Source organism: Roseitranquillus sediminis (assembly GCF_016918935.1).
In the GTDB taxonomy this organism is placed as follows: Bacteria; Pseudomonadota; Alphaproteobacteria; order Rhodobacterales; family Rhodobacteraceae; genus Roseitranquillus; species Roseitranquillus sediminis.
In genome coordinates, this window is record NZ_JAFFOB010000015.1 from 457361 (window position 1) to 476872 (window position 19512).

24 protein-coding genes are annotated in these 19512 nt (G+C 67.4%); 10 read left to right on the forward strand and 14 right to left on the reverse strand.

Annotated elements, in window-relative coordinates; genetic code table 11:
• Positions 1-64 precede the first annotated feature (64 nt).
• The 8 genes from rpsA to JM664_RS10385 all read left to right on the forward strand — a co-directional run bounded on the left by rpsA (position 65) and on the right by JM664_RS10385 (position 6342).
• A complete protein-coding gene (gene rpsA / locus JM664_RS10350; protein WP_227419823.1) occupies positions 65-1741 on the forward strand; it encodes a 30S ribosomal protein S1 in 1677 nt (558 codons plus the stop codon).
• 158 nt (positions 1742-1899) lie between these two features.
• The gene (ihfB, locus tag JM664_RS10355) at positions 1900-2184 is read left to right on the forward strand and encodes an integration host factor subunit beta (protein WP_227419824.1); all 285 of its coding nucleotides are present in this window, start codon (positions 1900-1902) and stop codon (positions 2182-2184) included.
• Complete coding sequence (locus JM664_RS10360) at positions 2185-2544, forward strand: LapA family protein (RefSeq protein ID WP_227419825.1); 360 nt, start codon at positions 2185-2187, stop codon at positions 2542-2544.
• Position 2545: 1 nt separating this feature from the next.
• Entirely contained in the window at positions 2546-3190 is a 645-nt protein-coding gene (locus JM664_RS10365; RefSeq protein WP_227419826.1) for a phosphoribosylanthranilate isomerase, read from the forward strand.
• Complete coding sequence (locus tag JM664_RS10370; RefSeq protein ID WP_227419827.1) at positions 3187-3633, forward strand: GNAT family N-acetyltransferase; 447 nt, start codon at positions 3187-3189, stop codon at positions 3631-3633. The genes JM664_RS10365 and JM664_RS10370 overlap by 4 nt, the downstream gene beginning before the upstream one ends.
• Positions 3634-3648: 15 nt before the next feature.
• Positions 3649-4881, forward strand: coding sequence for a tryptophan synthase subunit beta (trpB, locus tag JM664_RS10375; RefSeq protein WP_227419828.1), 1233 nt, complete (start codon positions 3649-3651; stop codon positions 4879-4881).
• Between the two features lie 170 nt (positions 4882-5051).
• Positions 5052-5792, forward strand: a complete 741-nt coding sequence (locus JM664_RS10380) for a hypothetical protein (protein WP_227419829.1) — start codon at positions 5052-5054, stop codon at positions 5790-5792.
• 37 nt (positions 5793-5829) lie between these two features.
• Positions 5830-6342 (forward strand): helix-turn-helix transcriptional regulator, encoded by a 513-nt coding sequence (locus JM664_RS10385; protein ID WP_227419830.1) that lies wholly within the window; start codon positions 5830-5832, stop codon positions 6340-6342.
• On the opposite strand, the gene JM664_RS10390 is transcribed toward JM664_RS10385, so the two are convergent.
• A complete protein-coding gene (locus tag JM664_RS10390; protein WP_227419831.1) occupies positions 6339-6710 on the reverse strand; it encodes a DUF2237 family protein in 372 nt (123 codons plus the stop codon). The two genes, JM664_RS10385 and JM664_RS10390, sit on opposite strands and share 4 nt — an antisense overlap.
• Before the next feature lie 65 nt (positions 6711-6775).
• A complete protein-coding gene (gene pth / locus JM664_RS10395; RefSeq protein ID WP_227419832.1) occupies positions 6776-7444 on the reverse strand; it encodes an aminoacyl-tRNA hydrolase in 669 nt (222 codons plus the stop codon).
• Positions 7445-7516: 72 nt separating this feature from the next.
• On the opposite strand from pth, the gene JM664_RS10400 reads away from it, so the two are divergent.
• The gene (locus JM664_RS10400; protein WP_227419833.1) at positions 7517-7831 is read left to right on the forward strand and encodes an antibiotic biosynthesis monooxygenase family protein; all 315 of its coding nucleotides are present in this window, start codon (positions 7517-7519) and stop codon (positions 7829-7831) included.
• A 46-nt stretch (positions 7832-7877) separates the two neighbouring features.
• On the opposite strand, the gene infC is transcribed toward JM664_RS10400, so the two are convergent.
• Positions 7878-8486 carry a translation initiation factor IF-3 gene (gene infC / locus JM664_RS10405; RefSeq protein WP_227419834.1) on the reverse strand — a complete coding sequence of 203 codons (609 nt, stop codon included), beginning with the start codon at positions 8484-8486 and terminating at the stop codon, positions 7878-7880.
• A 93-nt stretch (positions 8487-8579) separates the two neighbouring features.
• Here infC and JM664_RS10410 point away from each other — a divergent pair, with 93 nt between their 5' ends.
• Positions 8580-9272, forward strand: coding sequence for a hypothetical protein (locus tag JM664_RS10410; protein ID WP_227419835.1), 693 nt, complete (start codon positions 8580-8582; stop codon positions 9270-9272).
• A gap of 45 nt (positions 9273-9317) precedes the next feature.
• Here JM664_RS10410 and JM664_RS10415 read toward each other — a convergent pair whose 3' ends face one another.
• From JM664_RS10415 to serS, 11 genes are all read right to left on the reverse strand, one after another.
• Positions 9318-10085, reverse strand: a complete 768-nt coding sequence (locus tag JM664_RS10415) for a ferredoxin--NADP reductase (protein WP_227419967.1) — start codon at positions 10083-10085, stop codon at positions 9318-9320.
• Between the two features lie 99 nt (positions 10086-10184).
• Positions 10185-10826: an SDR family NAD(P)-dependent oxidoreductase gene (locus tag JM664_RS10420; RefSeq protein WP_227419836.1), complete on the reverse strand. Its 642-nt coding sequence runs from the start codon at positions 10824-10826 to the stop codon at positions 10185-10187.
• A gap of 52 nt (positions 10827-10878) precedes the next feature.
• Entirely contained in the window at positions 10879-12354 is a 1476-nt protein-coding gene (gene purF, locus JM664_RS10425; protein ID WP_227419837.1) for an amidophosphoribosyltransferase, read from the reverse strand.
• An 82-nt stretch (positions 12355-12436) separates the two neighbouring features.
• Positions 12437-12994, reverse strand: coding sequence for a CvpA family protein (locus JM664_RS10430; protein WP_227419838.1), 558 nt, complete (start codon positions 12992-12994; stop codon positions 12437-12439).
• 22 nt (positions 12995-13016) lie between these two features.
• Positions 13017-14384: a DNA repair protein RadA gene (gene radA / locus JM664_RS10435; protein ID WP_227419839.1), complete on the reverse strand. Its 1368-nt coding sequence runs from the start codon at positions 14382-14384 to the stop codon at positions 13017-13019.
• Between the two features lie 42 nt (positions 14385-14426).
• Entirely contained in the window at positions 14427-14720 is a 294-nt protein-coding gene (locus tag JM664_RS10440) for a hypothetical protein (RefSeq protein WP_227419840.1), read from the reverse strand.
• 96 nt (positions 14721-14816) lie between these two features.
• Positions 14817-15563, reverse strand: a complete 747-nt coding sequence (locus JM664_RS10445) for an ABC transporter ATP-binding protein (RefSeq protein ID WP_227419841.1) — start codon at positions 15561-15563, stop codon at positions 14817-14819.
• Positions 15560-16333, reverse strand: a complete 774-nt coding sequence (locus JM664_RS10450; RefSeq protein WP_227419842.1) for an MlaE family ABC transporter permease — start codon at positions 16331-16333, stop codon at positions 15560-15562. Before JM664_RS10450 ends, JM664_RS10445 begins: the two co-directional genes overlap by 4 nt.
• Complete coding sequence (alr, locus tag JM664_RS10455; RefSeq protein WP_227419843.1) at positions 16330-17370, reverse strand: alanine racemase; 1041 nt, start codon at positions 17368-17370, stop codon at positions 16330-16332. The genes JM664_RS10450 and alr overlap by 4 nt, the downstream gene beginning before the upstream one ends.
• A gap of 11 nt (positions 17371-17381) precedes the next feature.
• Positions 17382-18074, reverse strand: a complete 693-nt coding sequence (locus tag JM664_RS10460; protein ID WP_227419844.1) for a tryptophan-rich sensory protein — start codon at positions 18072-18074, stop codon at positions 17382-17384.
• 10 nt (positions 18075-18084) lie between these two features.
• Positions 18085-19377, reverse strand: coding sequence for a serine--tRNA ligase (serS, locus tag JM664_RS10465; RefSeq protein WP_227419845.1), 1293 nt, complete (start codon positions 19375-19377; stop codon positions 18085-18087).
• Between the last annotated feature and the right edge of the window lie 135 nt (positions 19378-19512).

A 19512-nucleotide genomic window follows, 5' to 3' on the forward strand; every position in this document is an offset into this window, starting at 1 on the left:
CCAAAGACCGGCGGACACAACCGTCTGGCCAGTGAAAGACGCAACCGAAGGAACCCTGAGCCGCATGGCGAAAAACGCATCCATGGAGGATTTCGAAGCCCTCCTCAACGAAAGCTTCGAAATAGAGACGCCGGAGGAAGGCTCCGTCGTCAAAGGCAAGGTCATCGCCATCGAGGCGGGCCAAGCCATCATCGACGTCGGCTATAAGATGGAAGGCCGCGTCGACCTCAAAGAGTTCGCGAATCCCGGCGAGGCCCCCGAGATTCAGGTGGGCGATGAAGTCGAGGTCTATCTCGACCGCGTCGAGAACGCCCGCGGCGAGGCGTCGATCAGCCGTGACAAGGCCCGCCGCGAGGCCGCTTGGGATCGTCTCGAGAAGGCCTATGCCGATGAGAACCGCGTCGAGGGCGCGATCTTCGGCCGCGTCAAGGGCGGCTTCACGGTCGATCTCGGCGGTGCGGTGGCGTTCCTGCCCGGCAGCCAGGTCGACGTGCGTCCGGTGCGTGACGCCGGCCCGCTCATGGGCCTCAAGCAGCCGTTCCAGATCCTCAAGATGGACCGCCGCCGCGGCAACATCGTTGTGTCGCGCCGCGCCATCCTCGAAGAGAGCCGCGCCGAGCAGCGCGCCGAGGTCATCGCCGGCCTGACCGAGGGTCAGGCGATCGACGGCGTGGTCAAGAACATCACCGAGTACGGCGCCTTCGTCGACCTCGGCGGCGTCGACGGCCTGCTGCACGTCACCGACATGGCTTGGCGCCGGGTCAACCACCCGAGCGAGGTCGTGCAGATCGGCGAGACGATCAAGGTGCAGGTCATCAAGATCAACAAGGAGACGCACCGCATCTCCCTGGGTCTCAAGCAGCTGCAGGACGATCCGTGGGATACGGTCGAGGCCAAGTTCCCGCTGGGTTCGGTCCACACCGGCCGCGTGACCAACATCACCGACTACGGCGCCTTCGTGGAGCTGGAGCCGGGAATCGAGGGCCTGGTCCACGTCTCCGAGATGAGCTGGACCAAGAAGAACGTCCATCCGGGCAAGATCGTCTCCACCTCGCAAGAGGTCGAGGTCATGGTGCTCGAGATCGACAGCGCCAAGCGCCGCGTGTCGCTGGGCCTCAAGCAGACGATGCGCAACCCGTGGGAGGTCTTCGCCGAGACCCATCCGGAGGGCACGATGGTCGAGGGCGAGGTCAAGAACATGACCGAGTTCGGCCTCTTCATCGGCCTGCCGGGCGACATCGACGGCATGGTCCACCTTTCCGACCTGAGCTGGGACCAGCGCGGCGAGGACGCCATGGCGAACTTCCGCAAGGGCGACGTGGTCAAGGCAGTCGTGCTCGAGACAGACGTCGAGAAGGAACGGATCTCGCTCTCGATCAAGGCGCTCGACGACAGCTTCACCGAAGCGGTCGGCGGCGTGAAGCGCGGCTCGATCATCACCGTCGCGGTCACCGCGATCGAGGATGGTGGCATCGAGGTCGAATACGAGGGCGCGAAGTCGTTCATCCGCCGCTCGGATCTCAGCCGCGATCGGTCGGAGCAGCGGCCTGAGCGCTTTCAGGTCGGGGACAAGATCGACGTGCGCGTCACCAACGTCGACCAGAAGACGCGGCGCCTCGGCCTCTCGATCAAGGCGCGCGAGATCGCGGAGGAGAAGGAAGCGGTGGAGCAGTATGGCTCGTCCGACTCCGGCGCCTCGCTCGGCGACATCCTCGGAGCCGCGCTGAAGGGCGACAGGTAGTCTACCGCACAAGAGATCGGACGGCCCCGCCTCGGCGGGGCCGTCGTCGTTTCAGGTCTCGATAAAAGTGTGGCGATGGAACGCTAAGCGATTATACTTGTTTAGCTTGCTGGCGCCGGGGGGAAGGTGCGCCCGGCTGGATAAGAGGGAATGTCTGGATGATCCGGTCCGAACTGATCCAGAGGATTGCAGACGAGAACCCTCACCTCTATCAGCGGGACGTGGAGCGGATCGTCGGTACCGTGTTCGAGGAGATCGTTGCCGCGATGGAACGAGGCGATCGGGTCGAGCTGCGGGGCTTCGGCGCCTTTTCCGTCAAGAAGCGGGACGGGCGGACCGGCCGCAACCCCAGAACCGGAGAGGCGGTCGAGGTCGATGAGAAGCATGTGCCTTTCTTCAAGACCGGCAAGCTGCTGCGCGACCGACTGAACGGAAAAGACTAGATGCGCATCATCAACTACGTCCTGCTCGGCATCCTGGTGGTGGTCTTGGTGACCGTGGCCGTTGCCAATTCGGCGCCGGTGACGTTGCGCCTGCTGCCTGAGGCCATGGCGGGGTTCCTCGGCCTGACGTGGGAGCTGACACTGCCCCTGTTCCTGGTGATCTTCTTGGGCATAGCCGTGGGCCTGCTGATCGGCTTCGTCTGGGAGTGGATGCGCGAGCACCACTACAGGGCCGAGGCGCGGCGCCAGCGCCGCGAGCGCGAGCGGCTGGAGCGCGAGATGACGCACACGCCCGGCCGCCCGGGACGGAAGGACGACGAGGTGCTGGCGCTGCTGGACGACCGCAGCACCGTGCGCTGAGATGCCACCCGACGTCCGCGTCAAGATCTGCGGGATTACCGAGAGCGCTGATATACCCGCGGCACTGCTGGCCGGTGCGCGGTATCTCGGCTTCGTCTTCTTTGCCCCGAGCCCTCGCAACCTTGACCTTGACGATGCCGCTTTCATGGCACGCTCGGTGCCCGAGGGGATCGCGAAGGTGGCGCTGACCGTCGATTCCGACGATGCCAGGCTGGACGAGATCGTGGAGATGGTGCCGCTCGACATGCTGCAGCTCCACGGGCGCGAGACACCGGAGCGGGTCGCCGCACTGCGTGACCGGTACAGACTGCCGGTAATGAAATCGGTCGGCGTCGCAGGCGAAGCGGACCTGCCGGCGCTGGAAGAATATGCACGGGTGGCAGACCAGCTCCTCGTAGATGCAAAGCCCTTGGCGGGGGCGGATCTGCCCGGCGGAAACGGTATCGCCTTCGACTGGCGGCTGATCGCAGGCCGACGCTGGTCCGTGCCCTGGATGCTGGCGGGCGGTCTCACGGCGGAGAACGTGGCGGACGCCATCCGGCTGACGGGGGCGCGGCAGGTCGACGTCAGTTCAGGCGTCGAGCGCGCGCCCGGGGTCAAGGACGCCGATCGCATCGCCGCGTTCATAGCGGCAGCTCGGGCGTGATCCGCTTCCGTGACGCCGCGCGCGAGGATGTGCCGGCTATCGTGGAGCTGCTGCGCGACGACCACCTCGGCGCGGCGCGCGAGGGTGGGGACATGTCCATCTACCTCAACGCGTTCGACCGGCTGCGCGCCAGCGAGCTTCAGATGCTGGTGGTAGGTGCCGAGGAGGACGAGGTCGTGGCGTGCTACCAGCTGACCCTGCTGGATGGCCTGTCGCTCCGCGCCGCGCGCCGGGCGCAGATCGAGGGAGTCCGCGTCGCCGCGCATCTCCGCGGCTCGGGTGTAGGCGCCGCGATGATGCGGGACGCCGAAGCGCGTGCCCGTGCCGCCGGCTGCCGCCTGGTTCAGCTCACCACCCACCGCTCGCGCACGCGGGCGCACGCCTTCTACGAGCGCCTCGGCTTTACCGCCTCGCACATCGGGTTTAAACGCGACCTCACCTGAGGAGGGATGGCCGCGATGCCCGAGGATCTGCTGAACAGCTTCATGACCGGCCCGGACGAGCACGGCCGCTTCGGCGATTTCGGCGGGCGGTTTGTCTCCGAGACGCTGATGCCGCTCATTCTCGATCTCGAGGCGGAGTACGAGAGGGCGAAGAGCGACCCGGACTTCTGGGCCGAGATGGAAGATCTCTGGACCCACTATGTCGGCCGTCCGAGTCCGCTCTACTTCGCGCCGCGCCTGACGGAGCGGCTGGGCGGCGCCAAGGTCTACCTCAAGCGCGACGAGCTGAACCACACCGGGGCGCACAAGATCAACAACGTGCTGGGGCAGATCCTGCTCGCTCGCCGGATGGGCAAGACCCGCATCATCGCCGAGACCGGGGCCGGGCAGCACGGGGTCGCGACGGCGACGGTCTGCGCCCGCTTCGGGCTCGACTGCGTCGTCTACATGGGCGCGCACGATGTCGAGCGGCAGCAGCCGAACGTCTTTCGCATGCGCCTGCTGGGCGCGAAGGTCGTGCCGGTCACTTCGGGTCGCGGCACGCTCAAGGATGCGATGAACGACGCCCTGCGCGACTGGGTCACCAACGTGCGCGACACGTTCTACTGCATCGGCACGGTGGCGGGCCCGCATCCGTATCCGGCGATGGTCCGGGACTTCCAGTCGATCATCGGCAAGGAAGCGAAGGAGCAGATGCAGGCGCAGGAGGGTCGGCTGCCCGACACGATCGTCGCCGCGATCGGCGGCGGGTCCAACGCGATGGGCCTCTTCTATCCGTTCCTCGACGACAAGGAGGTGCGGATCATCGGGGTCGAGGCGGGCGGCAAGGGCGTCAACGACAAGATGGAGCATTGCGCCTCGCTGACCGGCGGCCGGCCGGGCGTGCTCCATGGCAACCGCACGTACCTGCTGCAGGACGACGACGGGCAGATCCTGGAAGGCTTCTCGATCTCCGCTGGCCTCGACTATCCGGGCATCGGTCCGGAGCATGCCTGGCTGCACGACATCGGGCGCGCTGAGTACGTGTCGATCACCGATTCGGAGGCGCTAGAGGCGTTCAAGCTCTGCTGCGAGACGGAGGGCATCATCCCGGCGCTGGAACCGTGCCACGCCCTCGCCCACGTCATGAAGATTGCGCCGGAGCTTCCGAGCGATCACCTGATCTGCATGAACATGTGTGGGCGCGGCGACAAGGACATCTTCACCGTGGCCAAGGCGCTGGGCGTGGAGATCGACCCAGCCGCCTGATCGCCTTTTTCCTGCGGCCATGTTAAGAATGCCCGACGAGCGGCGAGGGGCTTCCGCGGCCCGTACAGCAGTTGTGCGTAGCGAGTAGGCGAAGAACAGGAATGACAGGCGCTGAGCAATTCAGGCGCGCGACTTGGCGGTGCGGACGGCGCCTTCAGCCGGGACGCGCCGTGCGGCTTCTCATGCTATGCGTGACGATCGGAGTGACCGCCACGCCGGCGGTATCCGCCTCGCGCGAGACGATCATCAACGAACTCGCCCGCGATGGTTACAGCGAGGTCCGCGTTTCGCGCACCTGGCTCGGCCGGATGCGCTTCGTTGGGAGCTCGCCGGGCCGCACGCGCGAGATCATCCTCAACCCGTCGAGCGGCGCGATCATGCGCGACTACACGTCCGAAGCGTCGCCGGAACAGGCGGCGCAGACCCAGAGCGCGCCCGCATCGATCGCGCCGACGCTGCAGGGCGGCGTGACGCGGAGCGGCAGCAGTCCGTCACAGGAGCCTTCTATCGACGCGCCGCAAGACGCCCGAGGCGGTGGAGCGACCGGAGCATTGGACGGCGCCGACAGAGGATCGGCTGGCGGCGGGAACGGCAACGGCGGAGCTGGCAACTCTGGCGCCGGCGGCAATGGCAACGGGAACGGAAGCGGCGGCAATGGCAACGCTGGCGGGAACGGGAACGGAAGCGGCGGCAATGGCAACGCTGGCGGGAACGGGAACGGCAACGGCGGCGGCAACGGGAACGGTGGCGGGAACGGAAACGGTGGCGGGAACGGCGGCGGCAACGGGAACGGTGGCGGAAACGGGAACGGTGGCGGGAACGGTAACGGTGGCGGGAACGGTAACGGTGGCGGGAACGGCGGCGGCAACGGGAATGGTGGCGGGAACGGGAACGGCAGGGACAAGGGTTGATACTGCGCCGGCCGCGAGCTGAAGAAGGCACGACGATTTGCTGAGCCGGCGCGCCATCGTTGCGCTCATTGTGGTGCAGTCGCTCTGCGCGCTGTTCTTCGTCGGCGAGATCCTGATGACCTTGATGGGTTTGCCCTACACACCGATCAACTGGCAGATGCGCGAGGTTATCGAGATTGCGGCCTCACTCGGCCTGCTCCTCGGCATCGTCCTGGGTGGGCTCGCGCTCAGGAACAGCAGGGTGCGCACGGTGCGGGCCGAGGCGGCGCTGCGCGCGGCCTCCGGCGCCTTCATGGAGCTGATGCAGGAGCGCTTTGTCGAGTGGCGCCTGACCCCGGCCGAGCGCGATGTCGCGCTCTTTGCGATCAAGGGGCTGTCGACGGCCGAGATCGCGGCGCTGCGGAAGACGAGCGAAGGCACGGTCAAGGCCCAGACCAACGCCATCTACCGCAAGGCCGGGGTCAGCGGACGCTCGCAGCTTCTGAGCCTCTTTATCGATGATCTTATGGACGAGGAGGCTTTCGGCGGACGCCTGAAGGTGGCGTCCTAGAACGCGGACTCGCGCAGGATCTCCAGCGCGACGATGTCGAGCGCGCGGCGGTGCGTCGCACCGAGCTTTACCTTCGGCGGCAGGCCCTCGTCATAGGCCTGGAGAAAACGGGCGGCGCAGAGGCACCAGCTGTCGCCGGGCTTGAGGCCGGGGAATCCAGACTCGGGCCGCGGAGTGCTCAGATCGTTGCCGACATAGGCGGAGAACGCCAGAAACTCTGCCGTCATAATCGCGCAGACTGTGTGACTGCCGCGGTCCTCGCTGCAGGTGTTGCAGGCGCCGTCGCGAAAGAAGCCGGTGCGCGGCTGCGTGGAGCAGTGCTCCAGCGGCTCGCCCAGCACGTTGATCGACGGGTCCTTCTGGAGCATCGCGAAACTCTCCTGATGCCTTTCTATTAACGGAGCAGGCGTGGCCTGCCGAGCCTTCTCGCGCGTCAGCGAAACCGATCCACGAGGCGCTGCAGAGGCGATCGCTCGTCCGGCGCAGGCTTCGGATCGGCGGATGGCGCCGTAGGCGGGCCGGCGGACGGCCGCGCAGGTGCGATCCGCTGCGCCACGGCGTTCATAAAGCGCCCTCCGTCACCGGCGGCCAAGTAGGCTGCCCCGTCCGAGACGCCGCGCAGGACGTCGTCCAGCCAATCTTGATCGGCCTTGGCGAAATCGTGCAGCACGTAGGCTGCGACCGCGTCCTTATGCCCGGGGTGTCCGATGCCGAGCCTCACGCGCTGATAGCTTTCGCCGACATGCCCGTGGAGCGAGCGCAGCCCGTTGTGTCCTGCGTGACCGCCGCCGCTCTTCACGCGCACCTTGCCCGGCGGCAGGTCGAGCTCGTCGTGAAACACCACGATGTCCGTCGGGTCGAGCTTGTAGAAGCGCGCCGCCTCGCCCACCGCCTGCCCGGAGCGGTTCATGAAGGTCTCCGGCTTCAGCATCACGACCTTATCCTCGCCAAGCCGCCCTTCGGAAACCTGACCCTGGAACTTCGATCGCCAAGGTCCGAAGCCGTGATCCGCCGCGATCCGCTCGACCGTCATGTAGCCGACATTGTGGCGGTTGCCGGCATATCGCGTACCCGGGTTGCCAAGGCCGACGAAGAGCTTCATCTCGGTATCCTCTGCTCACGCGACCCGTAGATGACTCCGCAAGCTGCGGAATGCCAGCCCGGAGGAGGGGCCATGTACCTGACGATGAACCGCTTCAAGGTGAAGATCGGGCACGAGGACCAGTTCGAGGAGGTCTGGGCCACGCGCGACAGCCATCTTGCGGACGTGCCGGGCTTCATGGCGTTTCACCTGATGAAGGGTCCGGAGCGGGATGGCTATCGCCTCTACGCCTCGCACACGATGTGGAAGAGTGAAGCGGCCTTTGCGGAGTGGACGAGATCCGAGGCGTTTCGCGCCGCACATCGGGGCGCCGGAAGCCATCGCGAGATTTATCTAGGCGCGCCCGAGCTGGAGACGTTCGAGAGCGTGCAGTCCCTGATGCCCTGAGCCGCCGTCGCAGGAATGCCCCCGCGCCAGGCGGGGGCGAATCGGCTCAGCGGCTCGGCCCGATCATCATGACCATCTGCCGGCCTTCCATCTTGGGCATGTTCTCGACCTTGCCCAGGCCCTCCACATCGGCGGCGACGCGTTCGAGCAGATCACGTCCGAGGTTCTGGTGCGCCATCTCGCGGCCGCGGAATCGCAGCGTGACCTTCACCTTGTCGCCCGCCTCGAGAAACCGGGTGACGTTCCGCATCTTGACGTCGTAATCGTGCGTGTCGGTGTTGGGGCGGAACTTCACCTCCTTCACCTCGATCGTCTTCTGCTTTTTCTTGGCTTCGCTCTCGCGCTTCTGGTTTTCATACTTGAACTTGCCGAAGTCCATGATCTTGCAGACGGGCGGCGATGCGTTGGGAGAAATCTCGACGAGGTCGAGGCCAACCTCCTCGGCTATGGCCATGCCCCGCTCTGGGGTGACGACGCCGACATTCTCTCCGTTAGGGCCGATCAGCCGAATTTCGGGGACCCTGATCTTGGAATTGACCCGGGGGCCCGTGTCACGCACCGGCGGGGCGTTGTGGGGTCTTCTGGCGATGGTACGCGTCCTTGTGTGGTTAAAACTGCGGTGGCAGAAGATAGGCCGAAGGTCGTCCTCGTTCAAGCGGAATGCCGCCTGCAAACAAGCTCTGCGGGAACTGGACGGGCCCCCTGGGCGTAGGATGAGTATATTCCGCGAACGTACGGAGCTTTGACCATGAATCGCAATCTTCTTATCGCCGTCGTCGCGGCGATCATCGTGATCCTCCTGATCATATTCATTCCGTTCGGGGGCACCGACGAAACCGTTGAGACCGCCACGGTTGAACCCGCCCCCGTCGTCGAGGAGGGGGAGGTCGAGGAGGCACCCGAAGAGGTTGAGGACGCCGTCGTGGACGAACAGCCGGTCGATGCCGGCGTCGAGACCGGCGAAGTGCCCACAGACGAGTCCATGGCGCTTACTGAAAGCGAGACGGCGACGGATCCAGGTCTGACGGGCGACGCGGCTTCGGAAGAGGTCGATGCGGCCGGCCTCACTGCCGACGACGCTGCGACGGAAGAGCCTGCCGATGCGGTCGAGGACGTGGCTGCCGAAGATGACGCCGCCGCGGCCGACGCGCCCGCTGAGACGGAAGTCGACGAGACCATCACGGTTGAGGCGGGCGAAGGCGAGGTCACCTTCGAAGAGGGTGTCGACGCCGCCGCGCCTGCGGAGGAGACGACGGCCGGCGCGGAAGACGTGCTGACGGTCGAAGGCTTCGACTACGATCAGGCGGTCGAGCTCATCGAAGCGTCGGACCTCGACGAAGAGCAGAAGACGACGCTGACGAGCGACCTCGAGGCGGCACAGGACGATCCCGAGCAACTGGCCGATGTGCTCGAAGAAGTGCGGACCGCGCTCGGCGAATAGGGCTGACAGACGGGACCGCCGCGGCTTCCACCGCGGCGGTCATTTTCAATCCACGAACGCCTTCTCGACAACGTACTCCGCAGGCTTGCTGTTCGACCCCTCGCGGAGACCGAAGCCTTCAAGGATTTCCTTCATATCCGTATTGAGCGCGATCGAGCCGCAGACCATCGCGCGATCGCTGACCGGGTCGATCGGCGGAACGTCGAGAGCCTGGAACACCTCCCCACTGCGCAGCAGATTAGTGATACGCCCCATCTGTGCGCTCTCGTCGGCAGTAGTCGTGGGAAAGTAAGACAGTTGCGCCTGCGCCTGCTCACCCACCAGCGGGTCGTCCATCGTCGCTGCCACCAGATCCCGGCTGTAGCCAAGATCGTCGGCGTGGCGGCATGTGTGGGTCAGGATGACCTGGTCGTAGCGCTCGTAAGTGTCCGGATCCCGGACTAACGAAGCAAACGGAGCGACGCCCGTCCCCGTGGCAAAAAACCAGAGCCGCCGACCGGGGAGCAGCGCGTCGAGCACCAGCGTGCCGACAGGCTTCGGCCGCAGTACGATCTGGTTTCCCGGCTGAATGTGCTGCAGCCGCGACGTCAGCGGGCCGTCAGGCACCTTGATCGAATAGAACTCCAGTTCCTCGTCCCAGGACGGCGAGGCGATGGAATAGGCGCGGAGGAGCGGCTTGCCGTTGTCGCCCATCAGCCCCAGCATGACGAATTCGCCGGAGCGGAAGCGCAAGCTGCGCGGGCGCGTGACGCGGAAGCTGAAGAGCCGGTCGGTCCAGTGGCGGATCTCGGTCACGGTCTGGGCGTCGGGCATGGCGATGATCGGGCGGGTGACGGTCAAAGTGCAAGCTCCGGGATGTTCGGACAGCGTCCTGTTACAGGCAGAGCGCGATCTGTGAAAGGGCACGTTGCGTCAGCGCGCCAGCTCGAGCAATCGGCGCGCCTCGTCAGCGGGCGCTTCGAGCATGTCACGGTTCTCGCCCGGATAGAAGCGGGCGCGGACGGCGGTCGGCATCGGGCGCGGCTCCAGCACATGGACGGCGGGCCCCGTTCGCTCAGTTTCGGCGGCCCATGAGCGGGCAAGGCCGATCTGCGCCGCCTTGGTCGCGCCGTAGGCACCGAAGAATTTCGCGCCGGCACGCGGGTCGTCGAAGAAGACGGCCCGGCCCGATTGTCGCAGCAGCGGTGCCACCATGGCGATCAGTCGCGCTGTCGCACGTACGTTGACCTCGATCGAAGTCTTCAGGTCGCGCTCGTCGAGATGCGTGGCCGGGCTCAAAGGTGCCGCGTGGACCGCCGTATGGACCCAAAGTTCCAGCCCGCCCCAGCGGTCGTAGATGCCGCGACAGAGATGCGCCATGGCGTCTGCGTCCGTGACATCCATCGGCGCCAGCGTAGTCTGCCCTCCTGCCGCCTGCACCCGGTCGTCGAGTTCCTCAAGCCCGCCGACGGTGCGGGCTACGGCGACGACGTGGTGGCTTGCGGCAAGAATCTCGGCGATGGCCGAGCCGAGGCCGCGCGATGCGCCGGTGACGAGAGCGACAGGTTTGTTCATGGCGTGCTGATAGAGCGGACGGCAGCCGGAGGAAAGTCGACCGTCGTTCCGCTTACTCGGCCGCTTTCAGACGGAACCCACGTTCGATCATGTCGGACGGCGCGACAGGATAGTCGCCCGAGAAGCAGGCGTCGCAATACTGCGGCTGCGCCGGATCGCGCGCCTCAGAGCCAACTGCGCGGTAGAGACCGTCGAGTGAGATGAAGCGCAGGCTGTCGACGCCGAGATGGTCACGCATCTCCGCCTCGCTCATCGTGGCGGCGAGCAGCTTCTCGCGTTGCGGCGTGTCCACACCGTAGAAGCAGGGCCAGGCGGTCGGCGGCGAGGCGATGCGAAAATGGACCTCGGCCGCGCCGGCATCGAGGATCATCTCCTTGATCTTGCGGCTCGTGGTGCCGCGCACGACGCTGTCGTCTACCAGCACCACACGCTTGTCGCGAATCAGCGCCCGGTTGACGTTCAGTTTCAGCCGCACGCCGAGGCTGCGGATCTGCTCGGTCGGCTCGATGAAGGTACGGCCCATGTACTGGTTGCGGATGATCCCCATAGCGTAGGGGATGCCCGAGACCTGGCTGAAGCCGATCGCGGCGGGCGTGCCTGAATCAGGGACCGGACAGACGAGGTCCGCCTCGGCAGGGGCCTCGCGCGCAAGTTCGGCGCCGATGGCCCGGCGTGTCTCGTAGACGCTACGCCCGCCGAGGATCGAGTCGGGTCGCGAGAAGTAGACGTGCTCGAATATGCAGAAGCGTGGCCGAGACGGCGCAAATGGCCGGTGGCTCTCGACGCCGGCCTCGGGTGTGATCACGACCATTTCGCCCGGGTCGATCTCGCGCACGAACTCGGCGCCGATGATGTCGAGCGCGCATGTCTCCGAGCTCAGCACCCAGCCGTCGCCGACCTTGCCCAACACCAGCGGTCGCACGCCGAGCGGGTCGCGCACGCCGATCAGCTTCGTGCGCGTCATCGCGACTACCGAGAAGGCGCCTTCGACCCGGCGCAGCGCGTCCTTCATCCGCTCGGGGATGGTGCGCTGCAGCGAGCGCGCCATCAGGTGGATGATGCATTCGCTGTCCGACGAAGACTGGAAGATCGAGCCGCGGTCGATCATCTCACGCCTCAGATCAAGCGCGTTGACGATGTTGCCGTTGTGCGCGATTGCCGCGCCGCCCATCGAGAACTCGCCGAAGAACGGCTGCACGTCGCGGATCGCCGTATTGCCCTTCGAGCCGGCGGTGGAGTAGCGCACGTGGCCGATCGCGATCGGCCCGGGCAGCGTCTCCATCAGGACGGGGTCGGTGAAGCTGTCGCGCACATAGCCGAATCGCCGGGCGGAGTTGAAGCCCTGCGCCGGATCGTGGCTGACGATGCCGGCCGCCTCCTGCCCGCGGTGCTGCAGGGCGTGGAGCCCGAGGGCGACGAAATTAGCCGCCTCGGCCACGCCCACGACGCCGAAGACGCCGCACTCCTCGCGGAGGCGATCCTCGTTCCAGGCAGGGTCGAAGGGCGAACGGTCGGGAAAGCAGGGCATCGGCCAATCCGGTGAGGCACGAGTCACGCGGCTACATAGTCGCTCCGCCGGCCAGTGTCACGAAAGCTTCGTCACGATCGGATCATTGCGCGCCGCAGCTCGCCACCAGCTCCTCGTACCGAGCGACGATCCAGCCCGGCGCATCCTCCGGCATCTGCTCGTCTAGGTTGTCCTGCATGCGCTCGAAAACCGCCGCGGAACGGCTTTGTTCGACCGACGCAAAGGTCTCGCCGACCATCACGCGATCGTAGACGAGGAAGGCCACCGCGACGAGCAGTACCCCTCGCGCGACGCCGAAGAGGAAGCCCAGGCCGGCGTCCACGCTCCCGAGCGCGGAGTTCTGCACCATGGAGGAGAAGAGCGGCGTGAAGATCGAGGCGATCACCAGCGCAACCGCGAACACCAGGGCGAAGGCCGCGATGATCGACAGCTCGCACGATTCCGTGAGGAAGTCTCCGACGACCGGGATCTCGGTCACCAGCGGCTCGACCGTCGGCGCGAAGATGAACGCCACGATCGCGGCCGCGATCCAGCCGACCACCGCCATCAGCTCGCGCACCAGACCGCGGGAGTAGGCGAGGATCGCCGAGATCACGATGACCAGGGCGACGACCCCGTCGACGATGGTGAAGCCTTCCATGCACTCGCTCCGCGGCGCGCCGTCAGCCGGCGCCGAAGTTCTCTCCCACAAAGGCGGCGAGGTCGGCAAGCCGATGCTGGGCGAAACCCGCGTCCGCCGGACCGGCTGTGCTGCGCTCCGGCAGGATCGCGCCGGTGAAGCCGAGTTTGGCCGCCTCCCGCATTCGTGCTTCGGTCTGGGCAACGGGCCGGAGCATTCCCGAGAGGCCGATCTCTCCGAAAACGACGACGCCCTCGGGCAGGGCGACGTCCTCACGCGCCGAAAGCAGCGCCGCCGCGGCGGCGAGGTCGGCGGCGGGTTCGGTCACACGCAGTCCACCCGCGACGTTGAGGTAGACGTCGAGGCCCGAATAAGGAATGCCGCAGCGTGCCTCGAGCACCGCGAGGATCATCGAGAGGCGCCCGCCGTCCCAGCCGACGACGCTGCGCCGCGCCTGGCCGAGCGTCGACGGCGCGACCAGCGCCTGGAATTCGCAGAGGATCGGGCGCGTTCCCTCCACTCCGGCAAAAACGGCCGAGCCCGGCGCCGGCCGGTCGCGCTCGGACAGGAAGAGGGCCGAGGGGTTCGCGACCTCGGCGAGCCCGCCGCCCGTCATCTCGAAGACGCCGATCTCGTCGGCCGGGCCGAAGCGGTTCTTGACGGCGCGCAGGATGCGGAACTGGTGGCCGCGCTCGCCCTCGAAATAGAGGACCGTGTCGACCATGTGCTCGACCACCCGCGGTCCCGCGATCTGCCCTTCCTTGGTCACGTGGCCGACCAGGATTACCGAGACGCCGCGCCGCTTGGCGAAGGATGTCAGCTCGTGCGCCGCCGCGCGCACTTGCGCCACCGAGCCCGGCGCACTCTCCACCGCGTCCGACCACATCGTCTGGATCGAGTCGATCACCACGACGTCCGGCTGCTCGGCCTCGAGTGTCGTCAGGATGTCGCGCAGGCTTGTGGCTGCCGCGAGGCGCACGGGCGAGGCGGCAAGTCCCAGCCGCTGCGCCCGCATCCGCACCTGCGCCGACGCCTCCTCGCCGGAGACATAGAGAGATTTCAGTCCCGCATTGGCGAACGCCGCCGCGCCTTGCAGCAGCAAAGTGGATTTCCCGATGCCCGGATCGCCCCCGACGAGGATAGCCGAAGCGGGCACGAGCCCGCCGCCGAGCACACGGTCGAGCTCGGCAAGGCCGCTGGCCGTGCGCGGCGGTGGGGCTTCGGCCGTCGCGAGATCCGTCAGGTGGAGCGGGCTGCCCCTGCCGCCGCCGAGGCCGGCGCGGTGCGCCTGTGCCGAAAGCGGCGCCTCCTCCACGATGGAGTTCCACTCGCCGCAGGCGTCGCAACGCCCCGACCACTTCGAATGGACGGCACCACAGGCGGTGCAGGTAAGGCGGGACGGACGAGCCATGCCGCGCGTCTAGCTGCGGGCAAGCGGGCCGTCAAAGGGCGGTCAGGCTTCCGACGTCTCGATCTCATCAGTTAGGTCGACGACGGCGCGGATCGCGAACCAGACCGCCACCAGCGCAAAACCGGTATAGGCGAAGAGGCCATGCAGGAACGCGTCCTCAACTATGAACGGAGCCGCCAGATTGACGATCCCGACCAGCGCTGCCAGCCCGGCTGCTCCGCCATATATCCGTTGACGCGAGCGCGTGCTCCCAAGCATCCGTCGGAAGAAGAGGACCGCCACTCCGAACGCCGCGCAGGCGGCGAGAAGCGAGGCCATCAAGCCGAGAAGCGACATTGCCAAGCTCATCGCAACTACCCGTAATCGCTGTTCTAGACTCACCGTGACTTCAGGAAACGCTGGATCGCGCGGTCAGGTTCCCGCGCAATGGCATCATCGCACTGCGGGAATCGGTCCGTCTGCGGAGCCCTCTACGAACTGCCGTAGGTAGGGGTCCGGCGCGCTGTCCACCTCGTCCACCGGGCCCTCCCATCGAACCTTGCCGGCGTGCAGCATTGCCACGCGGTCGGCGATGGCGCGCACGCTCGACATGTCGTGCGTGATAGTGACCGCCGTCGCGCCCATTTCGACCACGATCTCGCGGATGAGGTCGTTGATGACGCCTGCCATGATCGGGTCGAGGCCCGTCGTCGGCTCATCGAAGAAGATGATATCGGGTTCTGCGGCTATCGCGCGGGCGAGGCCGACGCGCTTCTGCATCCCGCCCGACAGCTCCGCCGGGTAGAGGTCCGCCACCTCCGGCCCAAGACCCACGCGCCGGAGCTTGTCGACGGCGACCGATCTCGCCTCGGCGCGCTTCAGCCTGCCACGCCCGCGCATCAGCCGGAACGCCACGTTCTGCCAGACCGGCATTGAGTCGAAGAGCGCGCCGCCTTGGAACAGCATACCGAAGCGCGCGAGGTACGCCTCGCGATCGCTGCGCCGCGCGTCCTCACCGGCGACCCTGATTGTACCGGCGTCCGGTCGCTCGAGCCCCAGGATGCACTTCAAGAGGATCGACTTTCCGGTGCCGGAGCCGCCGATGACCACGAGGCTCTGCCCCTTTGGCACGGTGACGTCCACGCCGCGCAGCACCTCGTTGGCGCCGAACCGCTTGAAGAGGCCGCGCACCTCGATCATGCGGAGAAGAAGAGCTCAGTCAGCAGGTAGTTCGACGCGAGGATCAGGATCGAGGCGGAGACGACCGCGTTCGTCGTCGCCCGGCCGACGCCCCGTGCGCCGCGGCCCGAGTTCATCCCGTGATAGCAGCCCATCAGCGCCACGATGAAGCCGAAGACGGCGGCCTTCACCAGCCCCGACACCACATCGCCCGTCTCGAGAAAGTCGATGGTGTTCGTCATGTAGGCGGCCGCGTTGAAGTCGAGCCGCGTCACGCCCACCAGATAGCCGCCCATGATCCCGATCGCGTCGCCGACGGCCGCGAGCACCGGCAGCGCCAGTGTCGCCGCCAGCACCCGCGGCACCGTGAGATACTTCATCGGGTTCGTTGAGAGCGTCGCCAGCGCGTCGATCTGCTCGGTCACGCGCATCGTGCCGATTTCTGCGGCGATGGCGGCCGCCACGCGCCCCGCGACCATCAGCCCGGTCAGCACCGGCCCGAGTTCGCGCACCATGCCGATGGCAACGATCGACGGCACCACCGCCTCGGCGTTGAAGCGCGATCCGCCGGAGTAGATCTGAAGCGCCAGCGCACCGCCCGTGAAGAGGGTGGTGAGGCCGACAACGGGCAGGCTGAACCAGCCGATGGTCAGGAGCGCGTGCCCGAACTCGCGGAAGTAGAACGGCGGCCGCACGAGGTGGCTGAGGCTGGAGGCGGCGAAAAGCGCGACGCGCCCAATCACCGCGAGCAGCGCCAGCGCTGCGCGGCCCACGGCGGCAAGGGGCTTCACCGCGGGCCGCCGACGTAGCGCCGCCGGTAGCGGTGGCCGAGCGAGGTCAGGATTTCGTAGCCTATTGTCCCCGCGGCGTCGGCCACGTCGTCGATGGTCTGGTGCGGGCCCATCAGGTCGAGCATCTCCGGCACTTCGGCGAGATGCGTGACGTCGACCGTGAGCAGGTCCATCGAGACGCGCCCCGCGAGCGGGCAGGGCCGATCATCGGCCCAGAGCCGCGCCTGATTGCCCATCGCGCGGATGATGCCGTCGGCGTAGCCGCCCGAGACAGTAGCGATGCGCGCGGGCGCGTCGGCGTGCCAGGTGGCGCCGTAGCCGACGCTCTCGCCCGCCGCGACATCGCGCACCTGGATCACCGGCAGCGACAGGCGCACGACCGGCTGCGCCGCCTTGAAGGGCGCGCCGCCGTAGAGCCCGATGCCGGGCCGCGTCATCTCGAAGTGCCAGTCGCGGCCCAACAGCGTGCCGCCGGTCGCGGCGAGCGAGCGAGGCGCCCCGGCTCCGTTCGTCATTTCGCGAAAGGCCGCGAGCTGCGTCCGGTTGAGTGGGTGGTCCGGCTCGTCCGCGCAGGCCAGATGGCTGCTTAAGAGGACCGCATCCCGCGTCTGATCCCGCACCGACGCCCACTCGTCCGCCTCCATCCCCAGGCGGTTCATGCCGCTGTCGAGCTGCACGCCGTATGCGTGGCCCGGCAGGTCCCGCGCATGGCGCGCGACCTGCTCCGGGGAGTTCAACATCGGGATCAGCGCATGGTCGCGCAGCGCCGGCGCGTCGCCCTCCATGTGGCCGCCGAAAACGTAGATGGCCACCTCCGGCCCCAGCGCGCGGCGCAGCGCTCCCCCCTCCTCGGCGAAGGCGACGAAGAAGCTCCGCGCGCCCGCCGCCGCCAGAACCGGCGCGACCCGGTCGATGCCCAGGCCGTAGCCGTCGGCCTTGACCACCGCCGATGTCTCGGTGCCCGGCGCGGCGCGGTCGAGGGCGCGCCAGTTCGCGGCGACCGCGTCGAGGTCGATGGTCAGGAGCCCGGTGCCCATGGCGCCTCTCCTCAGCCTCGCCTGCGCCACAGGGCGAAGGCAGGGACAGCGAGCATCCCCGCCGCCGCCAAGATCATGACAAGCGTGTTCGTTCCGGCATTCTGCACTACGATGCCCAGAAACGCCCAAGCCACCGCCAACGCACAGGCGACCGAAGGCCGCGCGGAGAGGACGAACGCCGCTGCGACGGCCGCCAAAACCAGTGCCGCGACGGCGGCCCAAGTCGCGCCAAGCACGCCATAGCCCGCCGCCAGCAGGCCCAGCGACACCGCCGTAGCCGCCGTCAGCCATCCGGCGAAGAGCCCGAGCGGCGCCTCCGCCAGCAACTCGTCGCGCATCGGCGCCTTCAGCAGCGCCGTCACCGCGCCCCCCAGCATGACGAGGATGAGGAGCGTCGCGAGGACCGGGCTCCGCTGCGCCACAGGGATCCAGATCGCGCCGACGCCGAGCGCCACGAGGAGCGGCCAGCGCGTCGGCTGCCAGTCCTCGGCCCCGGCCCGCGTGATTGCGCCGACGGCCGCATGGACGATCAGCCAAAAATAGATGATACCCCAGATCGAGAACGCCCACCCGACGGGCTGCACCGGCGGATCGACCTGCGGCACCGGGTAGCGATCGGGCGGAAATCCCCCGAACCCGCCGAAGAGCAGGGGCGAAAGCGCGAAAGCGACCGCACCGACGAGAACAAGGGCCGCCCGCGACATCCGCCCCGCCTCAGACCAGTTCGCCGCGGGCATCGAGCCGCGTGGCGCCGAGCCGGCCGTGCAGTGCCTCGGGCAGGTCGACCGAGCCATCCGCGCGTTGGCCGTTCTCCAGCACCGCGATCAGCGTCCGCCCCACGGCGAGGCCGGAGCCGTTCAGCGTATGCAGGTACTCTGGCCGACCGCCGCCTTCGGGACGGAAGCGCGCGTTCATCCGCCGCGCCTGCCAGTCGCCGCAATAGCTGACGGAGCTGATCTCGCGGTAGGCATCCTGCCCCGGCAGCCAGACCTCGATGTCGTGGGTGATCCGCGCGCCCGCGCCCATGTCGCCGGTGCAAAGCGCGACTGTGCGATAGGGCAGACCCAGCCGCTCGAGAATGCCCTCGGCGCAGCGGGTCATCCGCTCGTGCTCCGCGAGGCCGGCAGCCTCGTCGCGCACGACTGACACCATCTCGACCTTCTCGAACTGGTGCTGCCGCAGCATTCCCGCCGTGTCGCGCCCCGCGCTTCCCGCCTCGGAGCGGAAGCACTGGGTGTGGGCAACGTAGCGGCGCGGCAGATAGCTCTCCTCGACGATCGTGTCGGAGACGATATTGGTCAGCGTCACCTCGGCGGTCGGAACCAGCCACCAGCCCTCGCGCGTCTGGTAGCTGTCCTCGCCGAACTTGGGCAGCTGGCCCGTACCCAGCATCGCCTCGTCGCGCACCAGCACCGGAGTCCATGTCTCCGTCAGCCCGTTCTCGGCGACATGGACGTCGAGCATGAACTGCGCCAATGCCCTGTGCAGCCGCGCCACCGCTCCCGAGAGAATGACGAAGCGGGCGCCGGAGATCTTCGCCGCCGTGGCGAAGTCCATCCCGATCTCCACCGCCGGAAGGGCGAAGTGTTCGCGCGGCGTGAAGTCCATCGTGCGTGGCGTGCCATGCCGCCGGATCTCGACGTTGTCGGCCTCGTCCTCCCCGTCGGGCACCTGCGGCAACGGCAGGTTCGGCAGGGCGAGCAGCGCGTCGCGGAGCTGGGCATCCTCCGCCCGCGCCTCGTCCTCGAGGCGGGCGATCTCGTCCTTCTTCGCGGCCACGAGATCTCGCAGGCGCTGGAACTCAGCATCGTCGCCACGCGCCTTGGCCGCGCCCACCTGCTTCGAAGCCGCGTTTCGCTCGGCCTGCGCCGTCTCCGCCGCGGTGATCCTCGCCCGCCGCGCCTCGTCCATCGCCAGAAGCTCCGCCGACACACCCGACAGCCCGCGCCGCGCCATGGCGGCGTCGAAGGCAGCGGGGTTCTCGCGGATCGCGCGGATGTCGTGCATGGCACTTCCTCGGGGCTCGGGCGTCGTCGCGAGACCTATGGCGAAAGGCGCCAGCATTTTGAACCGGGAATCTTCCTGTCGCTGTACAAGGTCCGACATGCGCGCACGATCGGGTGATGTCGCGGATGCCGCAGG

Excerpts from the sequence above, each read along its gene's own strand:
- JM664_RS10365 (WP_227419826.1), top strand. The coding sequence starts at position 2,546 with ATGCCACCCGACGTCCGCGTCAAGATCTGCGGGATTACCGAGAGCGCT.
- JM664_RS10400 (WP_227419833.1), top strand. The coding sequence starts at position 7,517 with ATGTACCTGACGATGAACCGCTTCAAGGTGAAGATCGGGCACGAGGAC.
- JM664_RS10460 (WP_227419844.1), bottom strand. The coding sequence starts at position 18,074 with ATGTCGCGGGCGGCCCTTGTTCTCGTCGGTGCGGTCGCTTTCGCGCTT.
- ihfB (WP_227419824.1), top strand. The coding sequence starts at position 1,900 with ATGATCCGGTCCGAACTGATCCAGAGGATTGCAGACGAGAACCCTCAC.
- JM664_RS10430 (WP_227419838.1), bottom strand. The coding sequence starts at position 12,994 with ATGGAAGGCTTCACCATCGTCGACGGGGTCGTCGCCCTGGTCATCGTG.
- JM664_RS10415 (WP_227419967.1), bottom strand. The coding sequence starts at position 10,085 with ATGCCCGACGCCCAGACCGTGACCGAGATCCGCCACTGGACCGACCGG.
- JM664_RS10390 (WP_227419831.1), bottom strand. The coding sequence starts at position 6,710 with ATGCTCCAGAAGGACCCGTCGATCAACGTGCTGGGCGAGCCGCTGGAG.
- purF (WP_227419837.1), bottom strand. The coding sequence starts at position 12,354 with ATGCCCTGCTTTCCCGACCGTTCGCCCTTCGACCCTGCCTGGAACGAG.
- radA (WP_227419839.1), bottom strand. The coding sequence starts at position 14,384 with ATGGCTCGTCCGTCCCGCCTTACCTGCACCGCCTGTGGTGCCGTCCAT.
- alr (WP_227419843.1), bottom strand. The coding sequence starts at position 17,370 with ATGGGCACCGGGCTCCTGACCATCGACCTCGACGCGGTCGCCGCGAAC.
- JM664_RS10360 (WP_227419825.1), top strand. The coding sequence starts at position 2,185 with ATGCGCATCATCAACTACGTCCTGCTCGGCATCCTGGTGGTGGTCTTG.
- serS (WP_227419845.1), bottom strand. The coding sequence starts at position 19,377 with ATGCACGACATCCGCGCGATCCGCGAGAACCCCGCTGCCTTCGACGCC.
- JM664_RS10445 (WP_227419841.1), bottom strand. The coding sequence starts at position 15,563 with ATGATCGAGGTGCGCGGCCTCTTCAAGCGGTTCGGCGCCAACGAGGTG.
- JM664_RS10440 (WP_227419840.1), bottom strand. The coding sequence starts at position 14,720 with ATGTCGCTTCTCGGCTTGATGGCCTCGCTTCTCGCCGCCTGCGCGGCG.
- trpB (WP_227419828.1), top strand. The coding sequence starts at position 3,649 with ATGCCCGAGGATCTGCTGAACAGCTTCATGACCGGCCCGGACGAGCAC.
- pth (WP_227419832.1), bottom strand. The coding sequence starts at position 7,444 with ATGAAGCTCTTCGTCGGCCTTGGCAACCCGGGTACGCGATATGCCGGC.
- JM664_RS10420 (WP_227419836.1), bottom strand. The coding sequence starts at position 10,826 with ATGAACAAACCTGTCGCTCTCGTCACCGGCGCATCGCGCGGCCTCGGC.
- rpsA (WP_227419823.1), top strand. The coding sequence starts at position 65 with ATGGCGAAAAACGCATCCATGGAGGATTTCGAAGCCCTCCTCAACGAA.
- JM664_RS10410 (WP_227419835.1), top strand. The coding sequence starts at position 8,580 with ATGAATCGCAATCTTCTTATCGCCGTCGTCGCGGCGATCATCGTGATC.